We start from the raw sequence: 22,372 nt of genomic DNA on the forward strand, positions 1-22,372 counted from the left end.
CAGACGGCGGCGGCCTTCTACCGACAGCGGGGCGTTACGGTGGAGCATGGACGGGTCTTTCTGCTCGGCGGACGAGTTGGTGGTACTTCTCATCCTGCCGCCGAAAGACCCGTCCCCATCCTCAGGCCCTGCCCGGCGTCAACAACCTCATGACCCGCAACACCTAGGTCGTGTTTCGGATGTCCCGGTCGATGAGAGTCTGCCCCGGCCGGAGGCCGGAATCGGCTCGGTGGCGTCAGGGGCCGCATCCGGCCCGGCTATCGCGATCGGGCATTTGAAACACGACCTAACTGCGGCAATGAGTTTTGAGCGGCACAGGCCCGAGCACTGGCAAGCCGTAGCGCCGGTCACGCCAGTTCAACGTCGTAGATCTTGAACGCGGCCTTTCTGTCCGCGAGGCTCAACCGGGTGGCGTCGCTGGTGCCGTTCGTGAACCGGTCGTCCGCATGATGCACAAGGGCCAGCAGGCACAGCTTGCGCGGACCGGTGCCGGCAAGGGAACCGGGCAACTGGTCAGCGGTCAGCTCGAACGCCGCGATCCGCGGAACACCCACCTTGAGTCCGTTCAGGACAACAGGTCCGGACACCGACCAGCCCGCGAAACTCACCGGAGACGTCAGGATGCTCGACTCGAACCCGGCCGGCAGTGCGGGAATCGCCGTGGTCGCGTTCGCCGCCAGCAGCCACACCCTGACATCCGAGGCCTGCTTCACGCCACGGTTGTGCACCTGGACGAAAACCCGCGTGACGTCCGGCGAACCCCGCCGGAAGCTCAACGGCCCCGCCGGGTCGGCGAGCTTGTCGACGAACTGGTGGAAGTCGATCTCCTTGGGCAGCAGCCGGCCGCCGTCCACCTTGATGTCCGGCCCACGAGAAGGGTTCACCGGCTGGTTCTGCACCGTTGGATCGAGCTTGCCGTCGTCGACCGTCGGGAACCGGCCCTGGTCCAGTTGCGTGTCTCGTACGAAAAGCTCGACAGGCGCCGCCGAAGGGCTGTCGATCCGCCGTTCCCACACACCCCTGCCATGCGTGGACGCCCTGAGCAGCCGCCGCTCCTTGTGCAGGGCGAGGTCGAGAACCGCGGCATCCGGCAAGCCCTCCGAGTAAGGCCGCCACGTCGCGCCGTGGTCTTCGGTCACCCAGACGCCGATGTCCGCACCCGCGAACAACCTGCCGGGACAGGAGGGATCGGCCACGAGCGCGCTCGTGTGAACGTCCAGCAGGCGCCCGGGGCTGGGCTTCACCGCGTACCTGAACCTGCGGTACGAGCTCGCGTACTTCCGGGTGCCGAATGGTCCGTGGACCGTGCCGCTACGGGTGCGCAGGCTGAGCTGCAGCACGTGCTCGCGGCCGAACCACGAGCCGGTGAACCCCCAGATCTCCACCAGCGGATCGTCGGCTTGGATCGGGATGTCGGTGGCACTCCCGCCCGTGCCGCCGTGTGCGGGAAGGACCGTCGTCCCGTACGTGGCCTGAATGCAGTCGACGATGTCCCCGTGCCGCACGGTGAGCTTCGTCAACGGCCCGGCGGCCTTGGTGGCGTCCGCGTCGTCGAATGCGATGCCGTTGCCGGTCGAGCCGTATCGCTCCCCAGCAGTGAACCCGATCGACGCTACATACGACTGGGTGCCATCCGACGAGATGGAACCGAAGAACGACGTGATCGGCGTCTCGACGGGCCCGCTCGCCGAGGACCACGCCGAGCCGTTGAAGCGCCACACGTGCCGGTAGTCTTGGTACGCGCCGAGCGCTATGAAGATCGAGGTCCCGGTGGGGTCCCACGGATCGACGGCAATCGCCGTCACCGGCCGTACCGGCGGTCGTGGACCTGGCGCGCCCGAGGTGTCCAGCCGCGTCCGCCGCCACGAACCGCCCTCATGGTCGAACCGATATACGCCGCCGTTGCGCGTGCCTACATGAAGCGTCTTCGCCGAAGCGAAAGCGAGCGACAGGATCGTGCCGTTGAGCGCGTCAGTGCGATCGTCGGCCGGGATGGACTTCCAGTTGGCACCGAATTCGCTGCTGATCCACGGCCGATCGGAGCCGAAGGCGACCAGGTCGGCCTCCGCTGGTGCGTCCGGGTTACGGGGCGCGCCGGTCAAGGGGGCGTAGAACTCGCACGGCTCCTTGTCCGCCAGGGGGACATCGACTGAGGTGTAGCTGTACCGTCTGCCTCCATCGGTCGTGAGCCTGACCCCGCCGCGAACGTAGGTCGCTAGCATCTTGTAGGGATCAGCCCAGTTGACGACGGCGTACCCGCAGTCACCGCCGGCCGAATAGAGCCAGGCCTCCTCGCCGGTGTACCGCACCGCGCCGTTGTCCTGGGTGCCTGCCAGGACGACCGCGTCCTCAAGGGGGTGCTGCCCCACGTAGTTGACGGTGAGCGTGGCCAGACCGGTATTGCGGGACTCGAAGGCATCGTCTTTCGTGATGGGACTTTCGTTGACGAACACCCCGCCGTCACAGCCCATCCACAACTGGTCGGAGTCGCCCGGTGTGAAGACGAGCGTGTGAATGTCGCCGTGTGCCGAATTGCCGATGTAAGTCGCCTTGAGGCTCACGGACTTCTCCGACGGGGTGACCTCGCACCGGTAGACCGATGCCGACCAGTCGCCGTTCGACGCTTTAATTGACCCGCCGAGGTAAATCCGGTTGACGTTCCCGGGATCCACCGCGATGGCCAGGTCATAGGAACCCTGGCCGACGAGGCTGTTCGGCGGACCGAACAGTTCGGGCAGCAGCCGGGGTTCCGTGGCTTCGGTTATGCCGAGCCAGTTCCCGTTCGCGATGTCGAGCCGGTAAACGCCGCGGAAGTGGTGGTTGCTCCGCTTTTCCACCAGTGCGTAGACCACCATCGGATTGCCGGCCTGCACACCGAGGCCTATTCGGCCGATGTCCCCCGCGGGAAAATCGGTACCGACCGCCACCCACGTGTCCCCGTCGAACGAGCGGTAGACCTCACCCTTATCCACGCCATTCTCGGTCCACCTGGCCGCGGCGAAGAAGGTGGTGCCGGAATCCGAAGCCGCCGCGACCACGCTCGTCCACGTCGGCCCCTGCCTCCAGTACCCCGTGCCCTTCTTCTTCTGAACCCACTGGAAACCCGGCTTGCCGTCGGCAGACCTCTCGCTGTCCGGTTCGCGGCAGTAGAGACCCGCGTGCGTGGCGGCGACGACCCGGTTGGTGTGCTTCGGATCCACGGCGAGTGCATAGAAAGCGCTGCCCGCCAACGGATCGCTGTCCGGCGCCACCGGCTCGGTCCGCCAGGTGCGGCCGCCGTCAGCGGTGACGACCGGTCCGACACCGAAGAACATGGCGGCGGCGCCCTCCCCCGTCCCCACGAACAGCCGGTCCGGATCGCCAGGGTCAAGAGCGATCGCGCCGATGGAGAGCGAATCCGATCGACCTTGCTGCACGGCGTCGAGGTCGAACCCGTCCATCATGGACTCCCAGGTCCGGCCGGCGTCGTCCGACCGCCACACCCCGCCGTTCGCGGCTCCGATGTAGACCCGCCGCCCGCCGGGGGCCACGGCGATTCCCGGGGTTCGCCCGCTGGTCGCCGCCTGGGCGCCCGACTGGCCCTGCCGGACGACCGACGGGCCGATCGGCACCCAGTTTTCCAGCGGCGGTTCGACCGGGGCGAGCGGCATCCCGGCATCGTCGCGCACGGCCGGACGCGGTTGCTGGATCGCACGGAACTCGTTCAGCCGCCGGGTGCGAAAGTCGGGCGGGACCTGGTCCGCCGCCAGGGTGACCACCTCCTCGGCGCCCGGCTCTTCCGCATCGGCGATCAGCGGCTGGGGCGGGCTTTCCTCCGGCTGTGCCGGGATGAGCCGTGTGCTGAGAAAAGCGGCCTCGCGGGCGTACGGACCACCTTCCGGTTCGGCTGGCGGCAGGACGGGATCAGGCTCGTCTGGCATGAGTTCCCTCCGGAGGAAACAGGAAATCGATCAGGACGCCGGCGCTACCCGGCGGAACTCGTACCTCGCCGCTACCGCGAGAATAATGGTCACCAAGGCGAGCACTCCGACGATCAGCCATTCGAACGCGCCGCTGCCTTGATCCGGCCCGCTATCGAAAAGGATCTCGATCCAGTCCCGCCAGAGAAGCGTGACAATCGTCATCAGACCGGTGATTCCGGCCAATACTGTCTGCACCCAGAAGCGGCGTCGCAGCGACTTTCCCATTTCGACTCCTTTGACTGGCGTGAGATCCCCGCAGCGCTCGTCCCCGAACAGAATTGAGCAATGTCCGATGAGCGTGACGCGGGCGTCAGACAGAGTCAAGGGATGTAATCCAAGCGGCGTAAAGGCTCGTCATCCGGCTTTCACGGTGCCACCCATTTGTCGGCAGATCATCTACCGTTGCGATCCAATTGGCCGTCGACAAGTGCGCGAACCAGTCACGGCGGCAACGTCGAACCGAGCAGGCCACTACCTGCCGCCACGACCTGACCGCCCGATTCCACACCCGAGTCACGCCCGGGTTCGCCGCCGACCGATCCTCGGCGGGTTGATCAACGAGTACGAACCCACAGCAGCCTAATGCGCAGGTCACAGCCAGAGGGCAGACTTCAGATACTCCGCAGGGGCCAGGTAGACCGTGTCGCCGCCCTAGCCGAGTTGGAGAAGCGCGGGCTGCGGCGAATCAACTATGAAGGTGGTCCACGCCTGTTCGGCAGTCTGATCGCGGCGGACCTGGTGGATGAGGTGTGCCTGGCTGTGTCTCCACGGCGTGCTGCCGGAGACGGCGGCCGGATTGTGAACGGGCCGATCCTGCCGGACCTGCGACGCTTGCAGCTGTCCTCAGTGGTCCGAGACGGCGACTTCCTGATGCTGAACTACCAGCGATGACCCCCTCCGGCTACAGCGCCCTTGTTCCCCTGGCGTTTGGTTCGGGCCTACGCGAACTACGCAGCAAACGAAAGAACGAAGAAACCTCCGCCATGATGATCGCTCCGCGTCGAGCGTGTGCGGCATCTCGCTCAGCGGCGGGGATGTCGGGAGGCAGGTAGTCGTGGTATTCGTCGTCGGTGACATTCTCATCGTCATCGTCTTCGCCGACAAACATGGTGAACACCCGAAGGGGAAGGCTGGGAATCCGCACACGACGGGATTCGGCGATCAATCCTTCTCGGAATTACCGCTCATCGTCCGCTTCGGTCAGAGAGCTGTTCTCTTCCGTGATGCGTCAGATCGCCTGAGTATCTCACCCCCGGCGTCCCATGGTCTTATCGTCATAAGGCTCCAGGGTGTTGCAGCCAGCCCGGCAGGATCGTCACTATTTCCACAAACTCGACCGCATGGCCGCGCGCAGTTCCTGGGCGAATGTGTGAGGAGATGCTGCGAGGTTGTGATGGCGGCACGGCATGGCGGCGGTGCTGTGGGGTGACGGCGAGCCGCAGGGGGAGGCGCTCGACGAGTTGTGTGCTGGCGCGTTGGTCGGCTTCGTTGATCCAGGCGGTGTAGGTGGTAAGGGTGGTGCTGCAGTCGAAGTGGCCGAGGCGCCCGGCGACGGTGCGCAGGTCGACGTTGGCGAGGATGAGTTCGGTGGCGTTGTAGTGGCGGAGTTTGTGCAGGGTGGTCTTGATACCCAGGGAGGCGACCAGGCGGTGAAACCGCTGGCCCAGTGACGCGGGAGCAAGACACACCGACCCATCAGGAACCAGCGAGAAAAGAAAACCGTCCGGCGCAAGCTCGGTCCCGTGCGCCGCTGCCTGCCGACGGCAATGATCACGGTACGCGACCAACAACGCCGTCGTGTCGCGATCGAGCGCGATCTCTCGGTCGTGGCCCAGTTTGGGGTTCTTTTCCACCAGGCCGAATCCGTCGTGGGCGATGCTGGCCCGAATGTGCAGGACCCGGCGGTCGGCGTCGAAGCTGGTCCAGCGCAGGGCGCAGAGTTCGCCGCGTCGTGCGCCGGTGGCGATGGCTGTCCAGGTCGCGATGCCCAGCATGGGGTCGGGTTGGTTCCAGGCGTGGGTGAGGATGCGGGTTACTTCGGTGGGTGTTGGTGGTTGGGGTCGGGGGTGTGGTTTGCGGGGTGGGTTCGCCAGGGTGGCAGGGTTGTGGGTGGTCCAGTGCCAGCGTATGGCGGATCGGTAGGCCGCGGTGATCAGGAAGTGGATCTTGCGGATCGACGCGGCGCCCAACGGTCGGCATTCATGGCTGGCATCTGCCGGAGCTGTTGTGGGGTCTGCGGTGCAGTGCTCGCGGCATCGGGCGAGTTCGCCGTAGAACTCGTCCAGCGTTTCCGCGGCGACCATGCCGCTTGAGAGATGGCCGATCAGCGGACTGATGTGGTTGCGGTGGTAGCCGCGGTAGTTGGTCTTGGTCGACGTGGCGCCGGGCATGAGGGCGATGTGCCGGGTGATCAGCTCGTCGAGGGTGGCGTGCAGGCGCAGTCCGCGTTGCTGCTCCACGATGGTGATTAGTCGTAGCCGGGCCCGTTCGGCTTCGTCATCGGCGTTAGGTCCTGATGGGACTGTCTCGGACAGGTAGCGTGGGCGCTTGGTGTCTGGGGTGAGACCGGCGTATACGCGGATGCGGAGTGATCCGCTGGGCAGGATGCCGATGCTGCCCAGGCGATCGGCACGACTGGCGGTGGCGTCTTTCGGTCGAGCCACCGTCCTGACACCCCCAGACGGAGGTTCCGGCGGCGGGTTTCGAGGGGTGAGGCCATCTCCCGGGCGAAAACAACACCTGGGTGATAGCGCGTCGACCGCGCTGCAGACCAGGCATATTCCCAGCTCGGAGCGGTGTAGCTCGTGTCATGAGCAGTCATGTCACGAAACGCTGACTTCAATCCCACCGTGACATGGCTGGCCTCCTGGCCGAAGATCAATTCAGGGACGAGCTTGGCCGCGAGCGCAGGACGGACGTCGCTGTCAGATCCGTTCTGGCTCGGACGCCGTGCCTGGAACGCGACCATGTCACCGTCGCCGCTCAAGCCGCAGAAAGATTGACCCCCCAACAGAATCGTGCCGACACCGCTACGTCTATGTCCGCCGAGGAAGTCGGGTTCGGCTGGCAGGCAAGCCATTGGCATTGCTTCGGGACCCGGCGTGGTGACGAGGTGTACGCATCGACCGGACGATCAAGACGATGTGAGGATCGGAATTGTGGGGGAAGACAGTTACGTCATCCGTCATGTCATGTGGCCTCTTTCTGGACCACTGGCAGTGCGGTTGACGGAGCCTCGCCGACACTCGGAAAAGAGCGGCCTACCTGCGGATTTACCGCAGGTAGGTCCTCGGCGCCCTGATGAGTGCCCCCGGCAGGATTCGAACCTGCGCTCCCGCCTCCGGAGGGCGGTGCTCTATCCCCTGAGCTACGGGGGCTGGCCTTGCGAACAGAAGCTTAGCGTACCTGTCGTCCGGGTATTCGCGAGGGGCGTCCATCGGCGGGTTGCATTCATGCGCATGTCGCTATACGTTGCCTGGGAGTGAGGAGGAGTGATGGGGCACGGACATGGGCATGGGGTGTCGCCGGAGCAGGCGATGTCCGCGGGGGGACGGCACCTAAGGCGGCTTTGGATCGCCGTGGGGCTGGGGCTCGTCACGTTCGTCCTTCAGCTCACGGTGGGGCTTGCCACGTCGTCTCTCGCGTTGCTGGCTGACTCCGCGCATGTCTTCACCGATGTCTTCGGGGTGGCGCTCGCCGCGGTTGCCATTGTCGTCGCGAAAAAGGCCAAGACGGGGCACGGGCGGACGTTCGGGCTTTACCGCAGCGAGGTGTTGGCCGCGCTTGTCAACGCCGTGCTTCTCTTCGGTGTCGCGGGTTGGGTGCTCTACGAGGCCGTGGGGCGGTTCAGCGCTCCGCCTGAGGTTCCTGGGTTGCCGGTCACCATCGTCGCCGCCGTCGGCCTTGTCCTGAACGTCGTCGCTTTCCTTCTGTTGAAGGACGGCGCCCGGGAGAGCCTCAATGTCCGGGGTGCTTATCTCGAAGTCATGGCCGACATGATCGGGTCCATCGGCGTTCTGGTGTCCGGTCTCGCCACCCTCTTCTTCGGCTGGCGGTACGCCGACCCCGTCATCGGTATCGGCATCGGCCTTTTCGTTCTTCCCCGTGCGTACCGGCTTGGTCGCAGTGCGTTGCGCATTCTCTTCCAGCACGCCCCCGAAGGCGTCGACATCAAGCAGATGACCGCCGACCTGACCCGGTTGCCTGGCGTGTGTGAGGTTCATGACCTGCACGTCTGGACGCTCACCAGCGGCATGGAGGTCGTCTCCGCGCATCTGACCATGGTGGACGGAGCCGACCAGGCCGGCATCCTTGTCGCGGCGCAAGGTCTGCTCGCGGACAGTTATTCGATCGACCACGCGACGCTCCAGGTCGAGCAACCTTCCGTCAAATGCCGGGAACTCAGCTGGTAGTTAGGAAGATTTCCTAACCCCGCCGCGTACACTCGCCTGAGGTTTCCGGCGAAGGAGTGATACGTGGGCAGAACGCCGCAGGTGGGCACGCCGGCCGGAATGCGTGAGCTGAACCAACGTGCCGTGCTGGCCCGGTTGCGCACCGCGGGCCCCGCGACGCGCCCGCAGGTCGCCAAGGACACCGGCCTGTCGAAGCCCACTGTCGGCCAGGCACTGCTCGATCTCGAACGGCGCCAACTGGTCCGCGAGATCGGCCGCACGTCCACCGGACCCGGCCGGTCCGCCGTTGTCTACGGGGAGAACCCGGCCGCGGGCTTCGTGCTCGGCATCGACATCGGGCGGGAACGGCTGCGGCTCGCGGTCGCCGACCTGTCCGGTGCCATTGTGTCCAGAGTGGACGAACGCAACCGCTGTCGCAGCGCCCGCGGACTCGTCCGGCTGGTCGGCGATCTCGGCGAGCGCACGGTCGCCGAAGCCGGCATCAGCCCCGCCGACGTGGTCGCCAAAGTCGTTGGCAGCCCTGGTGTTCCGGACAAGGAGACCGGCGGACTACAGCACGCGCAGAACCTGCCGGGCTGGGGCAGGCGCGGCCTGATCGACGAACTCACCGGCGCACTGGGCGAAGGCGTCGTCGTGGAGAACGACGCGAACCTTGCCGCGGTAGGGGAATTGACCGCCGGAGCGGCACGCGGCGCCGAAACCTTCGTGTGCATCACGGTGGGCACGGGCATCGGTATGGGCATCGTCGTCAACGGCCAGCTGTTCCGCGGCGCGCACGGGGCGGCGGGCGAAATCGGCTATCTGCCGTACGGCACGGCGCAAGGCACGCCACCGGAGCGCGGCATGCTGGAAACCGAGGTCTCCGGCGACTCCGTGGTCCGCAAGGCCCATCAGCAGGGCCTGGTGGACGTCAGGAGCGCCAAGGACGTCTTCGAACTGGCCAGGAAAGGCAACGAGCCGGCGCTCAAGGCGGTCGGCGAAGAGGCCAAGCAGCTCGCGTTCGTCGTGGGCGCCGTCGCGGCCGTGATCGACCCGGAACTCGTCGTCCTCGGCGGCGGCATCGGCTCCAACACCGACTTGCTCGCCGAGCCGCTCGAGCAGGCGCTGCGCGGCACGACGCCGCTGCGGCCACGGATCGTGGCCGGGGAGTTGGGGGAGACAGCCGTGCAGTCCGGTGCCATCGCGATGGGCCTGCGCTCCGCGCGCGAAGTGGTGTTCGATCGCGCGCTGGAGCTCAGGACCTCCTAGGACCCTGGCAGCGGCTGGGCTCCGCGCTCAGCCAGCAGGCTCTTCATGTACTGCACTTCGCCGTTCTGCGACGTCACGATCGTGCGCGCCAGGTTGCGCAACGGCGCCAGCTGCACGTGTTCCTGGCCGTACTGCGCCATCGACAGGCCGCCCTCGTGGTGGCGGATCATCAGCTGCAGGAAGTAGACGTCCAGGTCCTTGCCGGTCTTCTTGCGCAGCTGGACCAGTTCGTCCTGGCTGGCCATGCCGGGCATCAGCTGCCCAGGCTGCATGCCCGGGTGGTCCGGCATCGAGCCGTGCTGGTGCGCGCCCGAGGCGTTGGTGGACATCCAGCTCATCGCCTGCCGGCCCGGCGGACGGCTCTCCGGCTGCCCCCAGATGTCCAGGTAGCCGGCCATCATGCCGACCTGGGCCTTCTGGGTGCCTTCGATGTCGAAGGCGAGCGTCTTGATCGTCGGGTCCTCGGTGTGGTCACGCGCCCAGCTGGCCATGGTCACGGCCTGCAGGTGATGGGTGGTCATGTCCTGCGCGAAACCGACGTCCACCGAGTCCGGACCGGGGTTGGCCGCCGTCTGGTCGGTGACGGCCAGGGTGATCAGCATCCCGATCGCGGCTCCGACGAGCAGGATGGCCAGGGCCGCGGCCGAGAAGATGAGGATCCGCTGCCCGCTCGGGCGGGGATCCTCGTCCTCGTCGACAAGAGCCTCGTCGTCCACGCGATCGTCGACGGTCACTGGCTTGGCGGCTGCGAGCCGGAGGCCGGGGCGGACGGAGCCGACGGGGCCGGCGAGCCGGAGGCCGGCGGCACTTCCTGGCCGTTGGAGACCTGGCCCTGCTGGGCGCCGGTGCCGTCCATCTTCACCGCGTCGGCGGGCGGCGGCGTGGTGTCCAGCGGCGGCGGGTTGGTCGGGTCGAAACCGGGCTGGGTGTCGCAGCGGGCACCGGGCTCCGGGTACTGGTACTCGTTGCGGCGCAGCGACTGGATGAACTGGTCGATCCGCTCGTCGTTGACGCTGTCCAGCTTGAGCTGGTGGCCCCACGACTGCAGCGAGAGCGGCTTGTCCAGGCCCGGGTACGGCGACATCGCCATGAAGTCCTGGCCGGAGACCTTGTTCTTCAGCGCGTCGAGGTCGGCGCCCTGCACCTTGTCCGGGTTGTAGGCGATCCAGACCGCGCCGTGCTCGAGCATGTGGACCATGTTCTCGTTGCGCACCGGCGTCGCGTAGACCATGCCGTTGCAGTCCGCCCAGATCTCGTCGTGCGGCCCGCCGAACGGCGGCGACTGGTCGTACGCGACCCGCTGGGTGGCCTTGACGTGCATGGCGGCCTGGTAGTCCACCTTCACCACGCCCGGGATGTCCTCGGACGGGTCCCTGTTGCTGTCCGAGGGCCGCCACGCGGTGGCCTCGTTCACGCGCATGACCGAGTAGCCGATCACGACCACGGCCAGTACGACGAGGCCGAAGACGATCGCCACTGTGCCCCACGGCTTGGGCTTCTTGACAGCGGCCGCGGACCGTGCGGCCCTGACACTGCCCTTCGCGCCTTTTGCCGACTTGGAGCCGCCCTTGTTCTTCGTGCCGCTGGCCATGCCGATCTCGGACCTCGTTTCGTTACTTACCGACCACCGTGGGACAGTGTAAGGACAGTGTGTCTGCTGGGTGTCAACTGCCGACCGGGGCGGAGCCGTCCGGCGCCGGGGCCGGGTCGAACGGCGGCGGGTTCTCCTGGTCGAACGTCGGGTTCTCGCAGGGCGCGCCCGGTTCCGGGTGGGTGTAGCGGTTCTGCTTGAGCGCGCTGACGAACGCTTCGACGCGCGGGTCGGCCGGGTCGTCGAGCTTGAGCCGGTGACCCCACGACTGCAGCGAGACCGGCTTGTCCAGGCCGGGGTACGGCGACATCACCATGTACGGCACTCCCGTGACCCTCTTCGCCAGTGCCTCCACGCCCGCCGCCGGCAGTGTCTCCGGGTTGTAGGCGATCCACACGGCTCCGTGTTCGAGCGCGTGCACCATGTTCTCATTGCGGACCGGTTTGGTGTAGACCACGCCGGTGCACGCCGCCCAGGAGGCGTCGTGGGTTCCGCCGAACGGGGGGCTCTCGTCGTAGGCCACCCGCTGCGGCGCCCGGACGTGCTGCGGGTCGTTGTACGCCTTGATCTCGATGCCCGGGATCAGCACCGAGCGGTCGCGCTGCTCGGGTGGCACGGCGTCCTCGGTGGCCGGCGCGGTGCTCTGGCCGGTCGCCTGGTCGCCGCCGCCGGTGCACGCGGTGGCCAGCAGGACGAGCCCGGCGGCGAGGATCGGTCGGATACGCACGGTCGGCGACACCCTTTCGTCAGGTGGTCTGCAAGAGCCGGTTCGTCCAGGTCGGGGCGCTCTACCTAGACTTTGCGGAGTGAACCCCGCCGCGCTCGCCGAGAAGGTTCGGGCCGCTGCCGTCGAGGTCCTCGCTGGTCGAGGTCTCGACAGTACCGTGCTGCCCGAATCGGTCGATTTGCGGCGGCCGCGAAACCCGGCGCACGGCGACTACTCGACGTCGCTCCCGCTGCGGGTGGGCGACCGCGCCGGGATGTCCGCACCCGACCTCGCCCGGATGCTGGCCAGCCGGTTGACCGGATGTGACGGAATCGACTCCGCCGAGGCGGCCGGGGCCGGCTTCGTCAACTTGAGGCTGACCACGGCCGCGCTGACGAGCGTCGTCGCGGACATCGAGGCGGCGGGCGAACGCTACGGGGCCCGGCCGCACGTGCCCGGGGCGTGGCAGGACGTCCCCGCTGACCTGCGTGAACGGCGGATACGGGACAACCCGGTCTTCAATGTCCGGTACGCGCACGCGCGGATCTGCCAAGTGGTGCACAACTCGGTGAAATTCGGCATGGATCCGGCCTGTGCCGATCTAGGGTTGTTGACGCACGAGCGTGAGGGTGCCGTGATCCGGGCCCTCGGCGAGTTCGAAGTTCTCGCGCCCGACCTGGTCGCGCGGTACCTGGAACAGCTGGCGGACGCGTTGCACGGGTGGTACGACACCCCGGAATGCAGGATCCTGCCGCAAGGCGACGAGGAGGTCGCCGCAGTGCACCTGGCGCGGCTGCGGCTGTCGCGAGCGGTGCGGCAAGTCTTGGCGAACGGCCTTGAGGCGCTCGGTGTCTCGGCCCCTGAACGGATGTGAGAAGTGAGAGCCCACCCCGCTGGACCCCGGCACGCGGACGTCCTGCTGCCCGCGAACACCGCCGGGCCACGCCCGGTGACGCCCGCCGAGATCGACGAGCTGCCTGAGCAGGTGTGGCCCCGCAACGCCACGCGTGGGCAGGACGGTGCGGTCCGGTTGGCCGGTGTCGACGTCCGCGAGCTCGCCGAGAAGTACGGCACGCCGTTGTTCGTGATGGACGAGGACGACTTCCGCTCGCGTTGCCGCGACCACGCCAGGGCGTTCGGCGACCCGGCGCTGGTGCACTACGCGTCCAAGGCGTTCCTGTCGGTCGAGATCGCCAGGTGGGTCGCGCAGGAGGGGCTGAGCCTGGACGTCTGCAGCGGCGGTGAGCTGGCGATCGCGCTCAGGGCGGGATTCCCGCCGGAGCGGATCGCGTTGCACGGCAACAACAAGTCCGTCGCGGAGCTGACCGCGGCGGTCGAGGCCGGGATCGGCGCGGTCGTGCTCGACTCGTTCCACGAGATCGTCCGGCTCGACCAGATCGCCCGGGAGCGCGAGGTCGTCCAGCCCGTGCTGATCCGGGTCACGGTCGGCGTCGAGGCGCACACCCACGAGTTCATCGCCACCGCGCACGAGGACCAGAAGTTCGGGTTCTCGCTGGCCTCGGGCGACGCGCAGGAGGCGGTGCGGCGCACGCTGAAGTCCGGCGGTCTCCAGCTCGTCGGGCTGCACAGCCACATCGGGTCGCAGATCTTCGACGTCGACGGCTTCGAGGTGGCCGCGCACCGCGTGATCAAACTGCTCGCCGAGCTGCGGGACGAGCACGGCGCCGAGGCCATCGCCGGTCTGACCACCGTGGATCTCGGCGGCGGGCTCGGGATCGCCTACACGCCGCAGGACGACCCGCCGCCGCCCGGCTGGCTGGCCGAGCAGCTCAGGACCATCGTGTCCAAGGAGTGCGAGCACGAAGGCCTGGAGATGCCGCGGATCGCGGTCGAACCGGGCCGGGCGATCGTCGGTCCCGGCACCGTCACCGTCTACGAAGTCGGGACCATCAAGGACATCACGCTCGGCGCGGGCTCCTCGCGGCGCTACGTCAGCGTGGACGGCGGGATGAGCGACAACATCCGCACGGCGCTCTACGACGCGGTGTACGACGCGCGCCTGGTGTCACGCCGTAGCGACGAAGGCGCAGGCGACACGCAGGCGAAGCTCAGCCGGATAGTCGGAAAGCATTGCGAGGCAGGCGATGTGATCGTCCGGGACTGCTGGCTGCCGGACACGGTCGCGCCGGGCGATCTCGTGGCGGTCGCGGCGACGGGCGCGTACTGCTACGCCATGTCGAGCGGGTACAACCGGCTGCCGCGGCCCGCCGTGGTCGCGGTCAAGGAGGGGCAGGCGCGGCTGTTGCTGCGCCGGGAGACCGAGGACGACCTGTTCGCACTGGAGGTCCAGTCTTGAAACCGATCAGGGTCGCGCTGCTGGGGTGCGGGACCGTCGGCACCGAGGTGGTCCGGCTGCTCGACGAGCAGGCCGGTGACCTGGCCGCGAGAGTCGGCGCGCCGGTCGAGCTGGCCGGGATCGCGGTCCGCAGGCCGGACCGGCACCGCGACGTGCCCAGGCACCTGCTGACCGCGGACGCCGCCGGGCTGGTCGCGTCCGATGTGGACGTCGTGGTCGAGGTGATCGGCGGCATCGAGCCGGTCCGCACGCTGCTGCTGGACGCCCTGCGGGCGGGCAAGTCCGTGGTCTCGGCGAACAAGGCGCTGCTGGCCGAGAGCGGCGGCGAGCTGTTCGCCGCGGCGGACGAGTCGGGCGCGGACCTCTACTTCGAGGCGGCCGTCGCCGGTGCGATCCCGTTGCTGCGGCCGCTGCGCGAGTCGCTGGCCGGTGACCGGATCACCCGCGTGATGGGCATCGTCAACGGCACCACCAACTACATCCTGTCGGCGATGGACGAAACCGGCGCCAACTACGGCGAAACGCTCGAGGAGGCCAGCAGGCTCGGGTACGCCGAGGCCGACCCGACGGCCGATGTGGACGGTTACGACGCCGCGTCCAAGGCCGCGATCCTCGCGTCCATCGCGTTCCACACCCGTGTCACCGCCGGGGACGTCCACCGCGAGGGCATCTCCGCGGTCACCTCGGCCGACATCGTCGCGGCGCGCACGCTCGGCCGGACGATCAAGCTGCTGGCGATCTGCGAGCGTGTCGACGACTCGGTCGCGGTCCGCGTGCACCCGGCGATGATCCCGCGGAGCCATCCGCTGGCCGGCGTCGGCGGCGCGTTCAACGCGGTCTTCGTCGAGGCCGAGGCGGCCGGTCAACTGATGTTCTACGGCCAGGGCGCCGGTGGCTCGCCGACCGCGAGCGCCGTGCTCGGCGACCTCGTCGCGGTGGCCCGCAACAAGGTGCACGGCGGTCGCGGACCGCGTGAATCCGCTTACGCCGCACTGGAAATACGCCCGATCGGCCAGGTCGAGACGCGGTACCACCTGAGCCTGGACGTGGCCGACAAGGCCGGTGTGCTGGCCAGTGTCGCCGCGGTGTTCGCCGAGCACGACGTGAGCATCGCGGCCGTCCGGCAGGAGGGCCGGACCGACGACGCCAGCCTGGTGATCGTCACCCACGCGGCGCCGGACGCCGCCCTGAGGTCCACAGTGGACAAAGTCGCCGGGCTGCCCGCGGTGCGCGAGGTGGTCAGCGTGATGCGGGTCGAAGGCGAGGAGTCATGACCACATCGGTGATCTCACCCGCCTGGCCGGGCATCGTGCACGCCTATCCGGGCCGGATCGGGGTGCCGGGCGGCGCCCGGGTGGTCACCCTCGGCGAAGGCGGGACACCGCTGGTCGAGGCGCCGTACCTGGGCGAGCTGACCGGCGGCAAGGTCTACCTGAAGGTCGAGGGCGCCAACCCGACCGGCTCGTTCAAGGACCGCGGGATGACCGTGGCGATGACGTACGCGCTGGCCGAGGGCAGCAAGGCGGTCATCTGCGCGTCCACCGGCAACACCTCGGCGTCGGCCGCCGCGTACGCCGCGCGCGCCGGGCTGACCTGCGCGGTGCTGGTTCCCCGCGGCAAGATCGCGCTCGGCAAGCTGGCCCAGGCGGTGGTGCACGGCGCGAGGATCCTCCAGGTCGACGGCAACTTCGACGACTGCCTCGAGCTGGCGCGCAAGACCGCGGCCGACCACCCCGTCACGCTGGTCAACTCGGTCAACCCGGTTCGCCTCGAAGGGCAGAAATCCGCCGCGTTCGAGATCTGCGACGTGCTCGGCCGCGCGCCGGACGTGCATTGCCTGCCGGTGGGCAACGCGGGCAACATCACCGCCTACTGGCGTGGCTACCGCGAATACGCCGACGACGGCGTGATCCCCGGCGCGCCAAGGATGTTCGGCTTCCAGGCGGCCGGGGCCGCGCCGCTGGTGCACGGCGAGCCGGTGAGCAACCCGGAGACCATCGCGACCGCGATCCGGATCGGCAGCCCGGCGTCGTGGACCGGCGCGATCGCCGCCCGCGACCAGTCGGATGGCCTGATCGACGCGGTCACCGACGAGCAGATCCTCGACGCGTACCGCTTGCTCGCGAGCCGGGAGGGCGTTTTTGTCGAGCCCGCGTCGGCCGCGAGTGTGGCCGGACTGCTGATGGTGGCGGGCGACGGCCGGCTGCCCGCCGGGTCCACGGTGGTCTGCACGGTCACCGGGCACGGTCTGAAGGACCCGGACACCGCGTTGCTGGCGATGCACGAGGTCGAGCCGGTTCCGGTCGACGCGGGCGCCGTCGCCGCGGCCCTGGAACTGGCATGACCGCCGAGGACCCGGCCGCGGGGCCGACCGGCGCGGTCCGGGTCGAAGTGCCCGCTTCCAGCGCCAACCTCGGGTCCGGGTTCGACGCGCTGGGGCTGGCTCTCGGGCTGCACGACGTGATCGAGGCGCGGATCATCCCGCGGGGTGTGGAAATCACCGTCGAAGGTGAGGGTGCGGACGAAGTGGACCGGACCGAGGCCCATCTCGTGGTACGTGCCCTGCGTGCCGCCGGTGAGGTCATCGGATTCCGGCCGCCTGGCCTGGAATTGCGCTGTCGCAACGCCATTCCGCACTCGCGGGGGCTCGGCTCGTCCGCGGCGGCCGTCGTCGCGGGCGTCGCGGCCGCGTACGGCCTGGCGGGAATGGAACTCGACGAGCAGGCGTTGCAGGTTGCTGCGGAGTTCGAAGGCCACGCCGACAACGCGGCCGCCAGCCTCCTTGGCGGTCTGGTGCTGGCGTGGACGGAGGGTGACCGGTACCACGCGGTCCGTCTCGAACCGCATCCGGCGATCCGGCCGGTGTTGCTCATTCCGGGTGAATCCTCGAAGACCTCGGTGACCAGGCAACTGTTGCCGGATCGTGTCCCGCACGCGGACGCGGCGTTCGCCGCGGGCCGCGCCGCGCTGGCCGTCCAGGCCGTCACGGCCGACCCGCGGTTGCTACTGCCAGCGACCGCCGACCGGCTGCATCAGGACTACCGGGAAGCGGCCTGGCCTGCGAGTTTGCGGGTGGTCAAGATCCTGCGCGAGCACGGGCTGGCCGCGACGGTCTCCGGCGCGGGCCCGACCGTGATGGTGCTCACCCAGGACGGCAAACTGCCCGATGGAGTGGACCTCACCGGGTTCGACCCGCGGGAACTGGCCGTCGACCGGCTTGGAGTGCAGGTCAGAGCCCTCTGACCGACCTCGACGCGCCGGGGGGTGGTTGTTGCACGTGGCTGCGTCGCCGTCTACCCTCGGGGGCGTTCAGTCACCGCGCGCGCGGGCGCCCGGTGTCGTTCCCAGGGATTTCTTCCTGGGTCGCATCTGCCGTAAAGGATGTCGGCCCCATCCAACTGGAGTCGATGTCCAAGGGTTTCCCGACAGCCGTGGTGACCGATGCTCCGTATTGGCGAATCCGTCGCACGCCTGGTCCAAGTCGTGGCCGAGGCCGTGAACAAGGTTGGCCGAAACAGGAGAGACAAGCCGTTCCGCGTTCCGTCGGGCGGCGGTCCGCTGGTCCACGTAGGAGGCGGGGACCGGTCAGGAAGGACATTAGTGAGCAACACCGATCTGTTGAGCAGCGACACGGCTGCGGGCACTTCGAGCAAGTCCCAGGTCGCCGGCTCCAACGGCGGTGCCCCGCGCCGCCGTGCAGGGCTGTCCGGCATGGTGCTGGCGGAGTTGCGCGAGTTGGCCGGCACGCTCGGCATCACCGGGACCACCGGGATGCGCAAGGGCGACTTGATCGCTGCGATCAAGGAGCGGCAGGGCGGGTCCGGTGGGGGCACCGCGGACACGCTGCCGCTCGACAACCTGCCTCAAGTCAAGCAGCCGAGGTCTGCCAAGGAGCCCAAGCGGGCCATCGAGAAGTCCGCTCCGGCCGCTGAGAAGGCCGAGAAGCCCGCCCCGTCCGCGGACGAGGAGCAGGCGCCGACGCGTACCCGTCGCCGCCGTGCCGGCCGCCCCACGGGCAGCCCGGAGGCCGAGGCCAAGACGGCCGAGGTCAAGGCCGAGCCGAAGCCGGAGCCGCAGGCCGAGACCAAGCCGGAGCCGCAGGCCGGCCGTGAGGAGCGTCAGGAGCGCCAGGAGCGCCAGCAGGGGGACCGTCCGGGACGGGACCGGCGCGAGCGCAACAACGACCGCGGTGACCGCAATGACCGCGGTGACCGCAACGAGCGTGGTGACCGCGGGGATCGCGGTGACCGCAACGAGCGTGGCGGCCAGGGCAGGCAGAACCAGAACCAGAGCAACGCGCAGGACGACGAGGACGACGACGAGAGGGGCGGCCGCCGCGGCCGCCGGTTCCGTGACCGTCGCCGTCGTGGCCGTGGCGAGGGTGGCACCGGTGGCGGCGGCGCCGACACCGAGGTGCGTGAGGACGACGTCCTGCTGCCCGTCGCGGGTGTGCTGGACGTGCTGGAGAACTACGCGTTCGTGCGTACCTCCGGCTACCTCGCGGGCCCGAACGACGTCTATGTCTCGTTGTCGCTCGTGCGCCGCTACGGCCTGCGTCGCGGTGACGCGATCACCGGTCTGGTCCGTCAGCCGCGTGAGGGCGAGCAGCAGCGGCAGAAGTTCAACCCGCTGGTGCGTGTCGAGACCGTCAACGGCATGGACCCCGAGCAGGCCAAGAACCGGCCGGAGTTCACCAAGCTGACGCCGTTGTACCCGAACGAGCGGCTGCGTCTCGAGACCGAGCCGCACATCCTCTCGACCCGCGTCATCGACCTGGTGATGCCGGTCGGCAAGGGCCAGCGTGCGCTGATCGTCTCGCCGCCGAAGGCCGGTAAGACGACTGTTCTGCAGCAGATCGCCAACGCGATCGCCAAGAACAACCCCGAGTGCTACCTGATGGTGGTCCTGGTGGACGAGCGTCCCGAGGAAGTCACCGACATGCAGCGCTCGGTCGACGGCGAGGTCATCGCCGCGACGTTCGACCGCCCGCCTTCGGACCACACCATGCTGGCCGAGCTGGCGATCGAGCGGGCCAAGCGGCTCGTCGAGATGGGCACCGACGTCGTGGTGCTGCTCGACTCGGTCACCCGTCTGGGTCGTGCGTACAACCTGGCGGCCCCGGCGTCCGGCCGGATCCTGTCCGGTGGTGTCGACTCGACGGCGCTGTACCCGCCCAAGCGTTTCCTGGGTGCGGCCCGCAACATCGAGAACGGCGGCTCGCTGACCATCTTCGCGACCGCGCTGGTCGAGACCGGCTCCGCCGGTGACAGCGTGATCTTCGAGGAGTTCAAGGGCACCGGCAACGCCGAGCTCAAGCTGGACCGCAAGATCGCCGACAAGCGCACCTTCCCCGCGGTGGACGTCGACCAGTCGTCCACGCGTAAGGAGGACCTGCTGCTCTCGCCGGACGAGCTGGCCGTGACGCACAAGCTGCGCCGCGTCCTGCACGCCCTGGAGCCGCAGGCCGCGATTGAGCTGCTGCTCGACCGGCTGCGCAAGACCCGGACGAACATCGAGTTCCTGATGCAGGTGGCCAAGACCACCCCGGGCGCGGACAACGACTGAGAAGGACTAAAGGCTCAATACCCCTCGTGAGTGGTTATCCGGGTTAGAACCCTGATAACCACTCACGAGGGGGAGCCACGGGCGGACGGGCGGACGGGCGCGGGAACAAACCTCCCCGGGGAGGTGTTGTACTGGCTGGTCAGCGCGTCTGGCACACTAGTAGGTCGAGTCCGGCTCCGGTTCACCCCGAAGATCAAGCAGGGGACCCGGCGGCCACAACGAGAGGCGAGATCAGTGAAGAGCGGTATCCACCCCGAGTACGTCACCACTGAGGTGGCTTGCGGCTGCGGCAACACGTTCACCACCCGCAGCACCAAGACCTCCGGTTCCATCCACGTCGAGGTCTGCTCGAACTGCCACCCGTTCTACACGGGCAAGCAGAAGATCCTGGACACCGGTGGCCGGGTCGCGCGCTTCGAGGCGCGTTACGGCAAGCGCAAGAAGTAGCTGCGTTCACGGCGCCCGGCCCACGAGGGCTGGGCGCCGTTGTCGTGTCCGGAGTTCTTGGCGAAGGAGGGTGAAACCGTGGACGAGTTGCTCAGGGAATACGCCGAGCTGGAGCGTGAACTGGCCGACCCGGCCGTGCACGCCGACCAGGCGCGTGCCCGCAAACTCGGCCGCCGGTACTCGGAGCTCACCCCGATCGTGAAAACCCTGCGCGAGCTCGACAGCGCTCGTGAGGACATGACCGCCGCACGGGAGCTGGCGGCCGAGGACGAGACGTTCGCCGCCGAGGCGGAGGCGCTGAGCAAGCGCATCCCCGAGCTGGAGGAGCGCCTGTCCGAGCAGTTGCTGCCCCGCGACCCGCATGACGGTTCCGACGTGCTCGTCGAGATCAAGTCCGGTGAGGGCGGCGAGGAGTCCGCGCTGTTCGCCGGCGACCTTTTCCGGATGTACACCCGCTACGCCGAGCGGCGCGGCTGGAAGATCGACGTGCTCGACGCGACCGAGTCGGATCTCGGCGGGTACAAGGACGTCACCCTTTCGGTGAAATCCAAGGCGGCCGACGCCGAAGGTGTCTGGGCGCGGCTGAAGTTCGAGGGCGGCGTGCACCGGGTGCAGCGCGTGCCCGTCACCGAGTCGCAGGGCCGGATCCACACGTCCGCCGCGGGCGTGCTCGTCTACCCCGAGGTCGAGGACGTCGAGGTGGAGATCGACGAGAAGGACCTGCGGATCGACGTGTTCCGGTCGTCCGGGCACGGCGGCCAGAGCGTCAACACCACCGACTCCGCGGTCCGGATCACCCACCTGCCCACCGGGATCGTGGTGTCCTGCCAGAACGAACGGTCCCAGCTGCAGAACCGCGCGCAGGCCATGCACGTGCTGAAGGTGCGCCTCCAGGCGCTGGCCGACGAGGAAGCGGCCAAGAAGGCCTCCGACTCGCGGCGCAGCCAGGTCCGCACCGTCGACCGGTCCGAGCGGGTGCGCACCTACAACTACCCGGAGAACCGGATCTCCGACCACCGGGTCAACTACAAGGCGTACAACCTCGACCAGGTCCTGGAAGGCGACCTCGACGGCGTGCTCGACGCGCTGGCCGAGGCCGACCGGGCCGAACGACTGGCGTCCGCGCAGGGCTGACCGCGCTGATCTAGGCTGTGGCGCCGTGACCCGAACCCCGCTGCGACTGGCCATCCTCGAGGCCGAACGAATCCTCGCCGAGGCCGGTGTGGACAGTCCGCGGGTGGACGCCGAACTGCTGGCGTCGCATGTGCTTGGGGTGGAACGAAGCCGTCTTCCGTTGGTGCCGCTCGTCGATCCGTCCGTTGTGGACGCTTTCGGTGAACTCGTGACCCGCCGGGCGGCCCGTGAACCGTTGCAGCACATCACCGGCACCGGCTGGCTCGGCACCATCCCGTTGGTCGTGGGCCCTGGTGTGTTCGTGCCGCGTCCGGAAACGGATCTCCTGCTGGAATGGGGCCTTTCCGTCGTGGGCCCGTCCCCCGTCGTGGTCGACCTGTGCACGGGATCCGGTGCTCTCGCACTGGCTTTCGCCCAGGCGCGGCCCGATGCCGTCGTGCACGCCGTCGAGCTCGACCCCGTCGCATTGTCCTGGGCCCGGCGCAACGCCGACATCCGGCGCGAGGCAGGCGACACCCCGATCCGGCTGCACTCCGGTGACGTCACCGACCCGAAGTTGTTGGCGTCCATGGAAAGCACGGTCGATCTCGTGCTGTGCAACCCGCCTTACGTCCCCGACGACACCCCGGTCCCGCCGGAGGTGGCCGACCACGACCCCGGCATCGCGGTCTTCGGCGGCCCGGACGGGCTCGACGTCATCAGGTCCGTGATCTCCTGCGCCGCGCGGCTGCTCAAGCCCGGCGGCCGGGTCGGCATCGAACACGACGACACCCAAGGATCCTCGGTCCCGCGACTGCTGGCCGCCCGAAGTGTGCTGTCCGAAGTGGAGGATCACAGGGACCTGGCCGGCCGCCCGCGGTTCGCCACCGCGCGGCGCCGGACGTCATGAGAACAGGGATCGCACCTGGTCAGGTGACGCCGGACGGGCTGAGCCGGGGCGGCGTGTCCGTGCCATCTCGACCGGTGGGTGGCGGCGATCAGCACGAGGGA

At 68.4% G+C, this 22,372-nt stretch carries 18 protein-coding genes and 1 tRNA gene; 12 read left to right on the forward strand and 7 right to left on the reverse strand.

Annotated elements, in window-relative coordinates; all coding sequences use genetic code 11:
- Window positions 1–347 precede the first annotated feature (347 nt).
- Entirely contained in the window at window positions 348–3,920 is a 3,573-nt protein-coding gene (locus GC106_RS37855; protein WP_173140564.1) for a jacalin-like lectin, read from the reverse strand.
- A gap of 30 nt (window positions 3,921–3,950) precedes the next feature.
- On the reverse strand, window positions 3,951–4,187 hold the full coding sequence (locus GC106_RS37860; protein ID WP_173140566.1) for an ABC transporter permease: 237 nt from the start codon (window positions 4,185–4,187) through the stop codon (window positions 3,951–3,953).
- A 357-nt stretch (window positions 4,188–4,544) separates the two neighbouring features.
- Between GC106_RS37860 and GC106_RS37865 the strand changes: the two genes are divergently transcribed.
- Complete coding sequence (locus GC106_RS37865) at window positions 4,545–4,853, forward strand: dihydrofolate reductase family protein (protein WP_173140568.1); 309 nt, start codon at window positions 4,545–4,547, stop codon at window positions 4,851–4,853.
- 383 nt (window positions 4,854–5,236) lie between these two features.
- On the opposite strand, the gene GC106_RS48380 is transcribed toward GC106_RS37865, so the two are convergent.
- Together GC106_RS48380 and GC106_RS37875 are read right to left on the reverse strand one after the other, a co-directional pair.
- Window positions 5,237–6,625, reverse strand: a complete 1,389-nt coding sequence (locus GC106_RS48380; protein WP_173140571.1) for a tyrosine-type recombinase/integrase — start codon at window positions 6,623–6,625, stop codon at window positions 5,237–5,239.
- Between the two features lie 642 nt (window positions 6,626–7,267).
- Window positions 7,268–7,339 (reverse strand) — tRNA-Arg (locus GC106_RS37875).
- A gap of 117 nt (window positions 7,340–7,456) precedes the next feature.
- Between GC106_RS37875 and GC106_RS37880 the strand changes: the two genes are divergently transcribed.
- Together GC106_RS37880 and GC106_RS37885 are read left to right on the forward strand one after the other, a co-directional pair.
- Complete coding sequence (locus GC106_RS37880; protein ID WP_173140573.1) at window positions 7,457–8,374, forward strand: cation diffusion facilitator family transporter; 918 nt, start codon at window positions 7,457–7,459, stop codon at window positions 8,372–8,374.
- A 99-nt stretch (window positions 8,375–8,473) separates the two neighbouring features.
- Window positions 8,474–9,622: an ROK family transcriptional regulator gene (locus GC106_RS37885; RefSeq protein WP_173140727.1), complete on the forward strand. Its 1,149-nt coding sequence runs from the start codon at window positions 8,474–8,476 to the stop codon at window positions 9,620–9,622.
- Here GC106_RS37885 and GC106_RS37890 read toward each other — a convergent pair.
- From GC106_RS37890 to GC106_RS37900, 3 genes are all read right to left on the reverse strand, one after another.
- Window positions 9,619–10,356 (reverse strand): DUF305 domain-containing protein, encoded by a 738-nt coding sequence (locus GC106_RS37890; RefSeq protein ID WP_312873205.1) that lies wholly within the window; start codon window positions 10,354–10,356, stop codon window positions 9,619–9,621. The two genes, GC106_RS37885 and GC106_RS37890, sit on opposite strands and share 4 nt — an antisense overlap.
- Window positions 10,353–11,213, reverse strand: coding sequence for a thioredoxin-like domain-containing protein (locus GC106_RS37895; protein WP_173140575.1), 861 nt, complete (start codon window positions 11,211–11,213; stop codon window positions 10,353–10,355). Before GC106_RS37895 ends, GC106_RS37890 begins: the two co-directional genes overlap by 4 nt.
- Before the next feature lie 73 nt (window positions 11,214–11,286).
- Window positions 11,287–11,940, reverse strand: coding sequence for a thioredoxin-like domain-containing protein (locus GC106_RS37900; RefSeq protein ID WP_312873206.1), 654 nt, complete (start codon window positions 11,938–11,940; stop codon window positions 11,287–11,289).
- A gap of 79 nt (window positions 11,941–12,019) precedes the next feature.
- Here GC106_RS37900 and GC106_RS37905 point away from each other — a divergent pair, with 79 nt between their 5' ends.
- The 9 genes from GC106_RS37905 (at window position 12,020) to prmC (ending at window position 22,271) form a co-directional block, all read left to right on the forward strand.
- The gene (locus GC106_RS37905) at window positions 12,020–12,793 is read left to right on the forward strand and encodes a DALR anticodon-binding domain-containing protein (protein ID WP_173140579.1); all 774 of its coding nucleotides are present in this window, start codon (window positions 12,020–12,022) and stop codon (window positions 12,791–12,793) included.
- A gap of 3 nt (window positions 12,794–12,796) precedes the next feature.
- The gene (gene lysA / locus GC106_RS37910) at window positions 12,797–14,236 is read left to right on the forward strand and encodes a diaminopimelate decarboxylase (protein ID WP_173140581.1); all 1,440 of its coding nucleotides are present in this window, start codon (window positions 12,797–12,799) and stop codon (window positions 14,234–14,236) included.
- Window positions 14,233–15,510: a homoserine dehydrogenase gene (locus tag GC106_RS37915; protein WP_173140583.1), complete on the forward strand. Its 1,278-nt coding sequence runs from the start codon at window positions 14,233–14,235 to the stop codon at window positions 15,508–15,510. The genes lysA and GC106_RS37915 overlap by 4 nt, the downstream gene beginning before the upstream one ends.
- 8 nt (window positions 15,511–15,518) lie before the next feature.
- A complete protein-coding gene (gene thrC, locus GC106_RS37920; protein ID WP_173140731.1) occupies window positions 15,519–16,580 on the forward strand; it encodes a threonine synthase in 1,062 nt (353 codons plus the stop codon).
- On the forward strand, window positions 16,577–17,479 hold the full coding sequence (gene thrB, locus GC106_RS37925; protein WP_173140585.1) for a homoserine kinase: 903 nt from the start codon (window positions 16,577–16,579) through the stop codon (window positions 17,477–17,479). Before thrC ends, thrB begins: the two co-directional genes overlap by 4 nt.
- 357 nt (window positions 17,480–17,836) lie before the next feature.
- Window positions 17,837–19,801 carry a transcription termination factor Rho gene (rho, locus tag GC106_RS37930; RefSeq protein WP_312873207.1) on the forward strand — a complete coding sequence of 655 codons (1,965 nt, stop codon included), beginning with the start codon at window positions 17,837–17,839 and terminating at the stop codon, window positions 19,799–19,801.
- A gap of 234 nt (window positions 19,802–20,035) precedes the next feature.
- Window positions 20,036–20,248, forward strand: coding sequence for a 50S ribosomal protein L31 (rpmE, locus tag GC106_RS37935; RefSeq protein WP_037268298.1), 213 nt, complete (start codon window positions 20,036–20,038; stop codon window positions 20,246–20,248).
- Between the two features lie 78 nt (window positions 20,249–20,326).
- A complete protein-coding gene (prfA, locus tag GC106_RS37940) occupies window positions 20,327–21,382 on the forward strand; it encodes a peptide chain release factor 1 (protein WP_173140589.1) in 1,056 nt (351 codons plus the stop codon).
- Window positions 21,383–21,407: 25 nt separating this feature from the next.
- Window positions 21,408–22,271: a peptide chain release factor N(5)-glutamine methyltransferase gene (gene prmC / locus GC106_RS37945; protein WP_173140591.1), complete on the forward strand. Its 864-nt coding sequence runs from the start codon at window positions 21,408–21,410 to the stop codon at window positions 22,269–22,271.
- Window positions 22,272–22,372 lie beyond the last annotated feature (101 nt).

This window comes from Kibdelosporangium persicum, from assembly GCF_013280595.1.
GTDB classification, from domain to species: Bacteria; Actinomycetota; Actinomycetes; order Mycobacteriales; family Pseudonocardiaceae; genus Kibdelosporangium; species Kibdelosporangium persicum.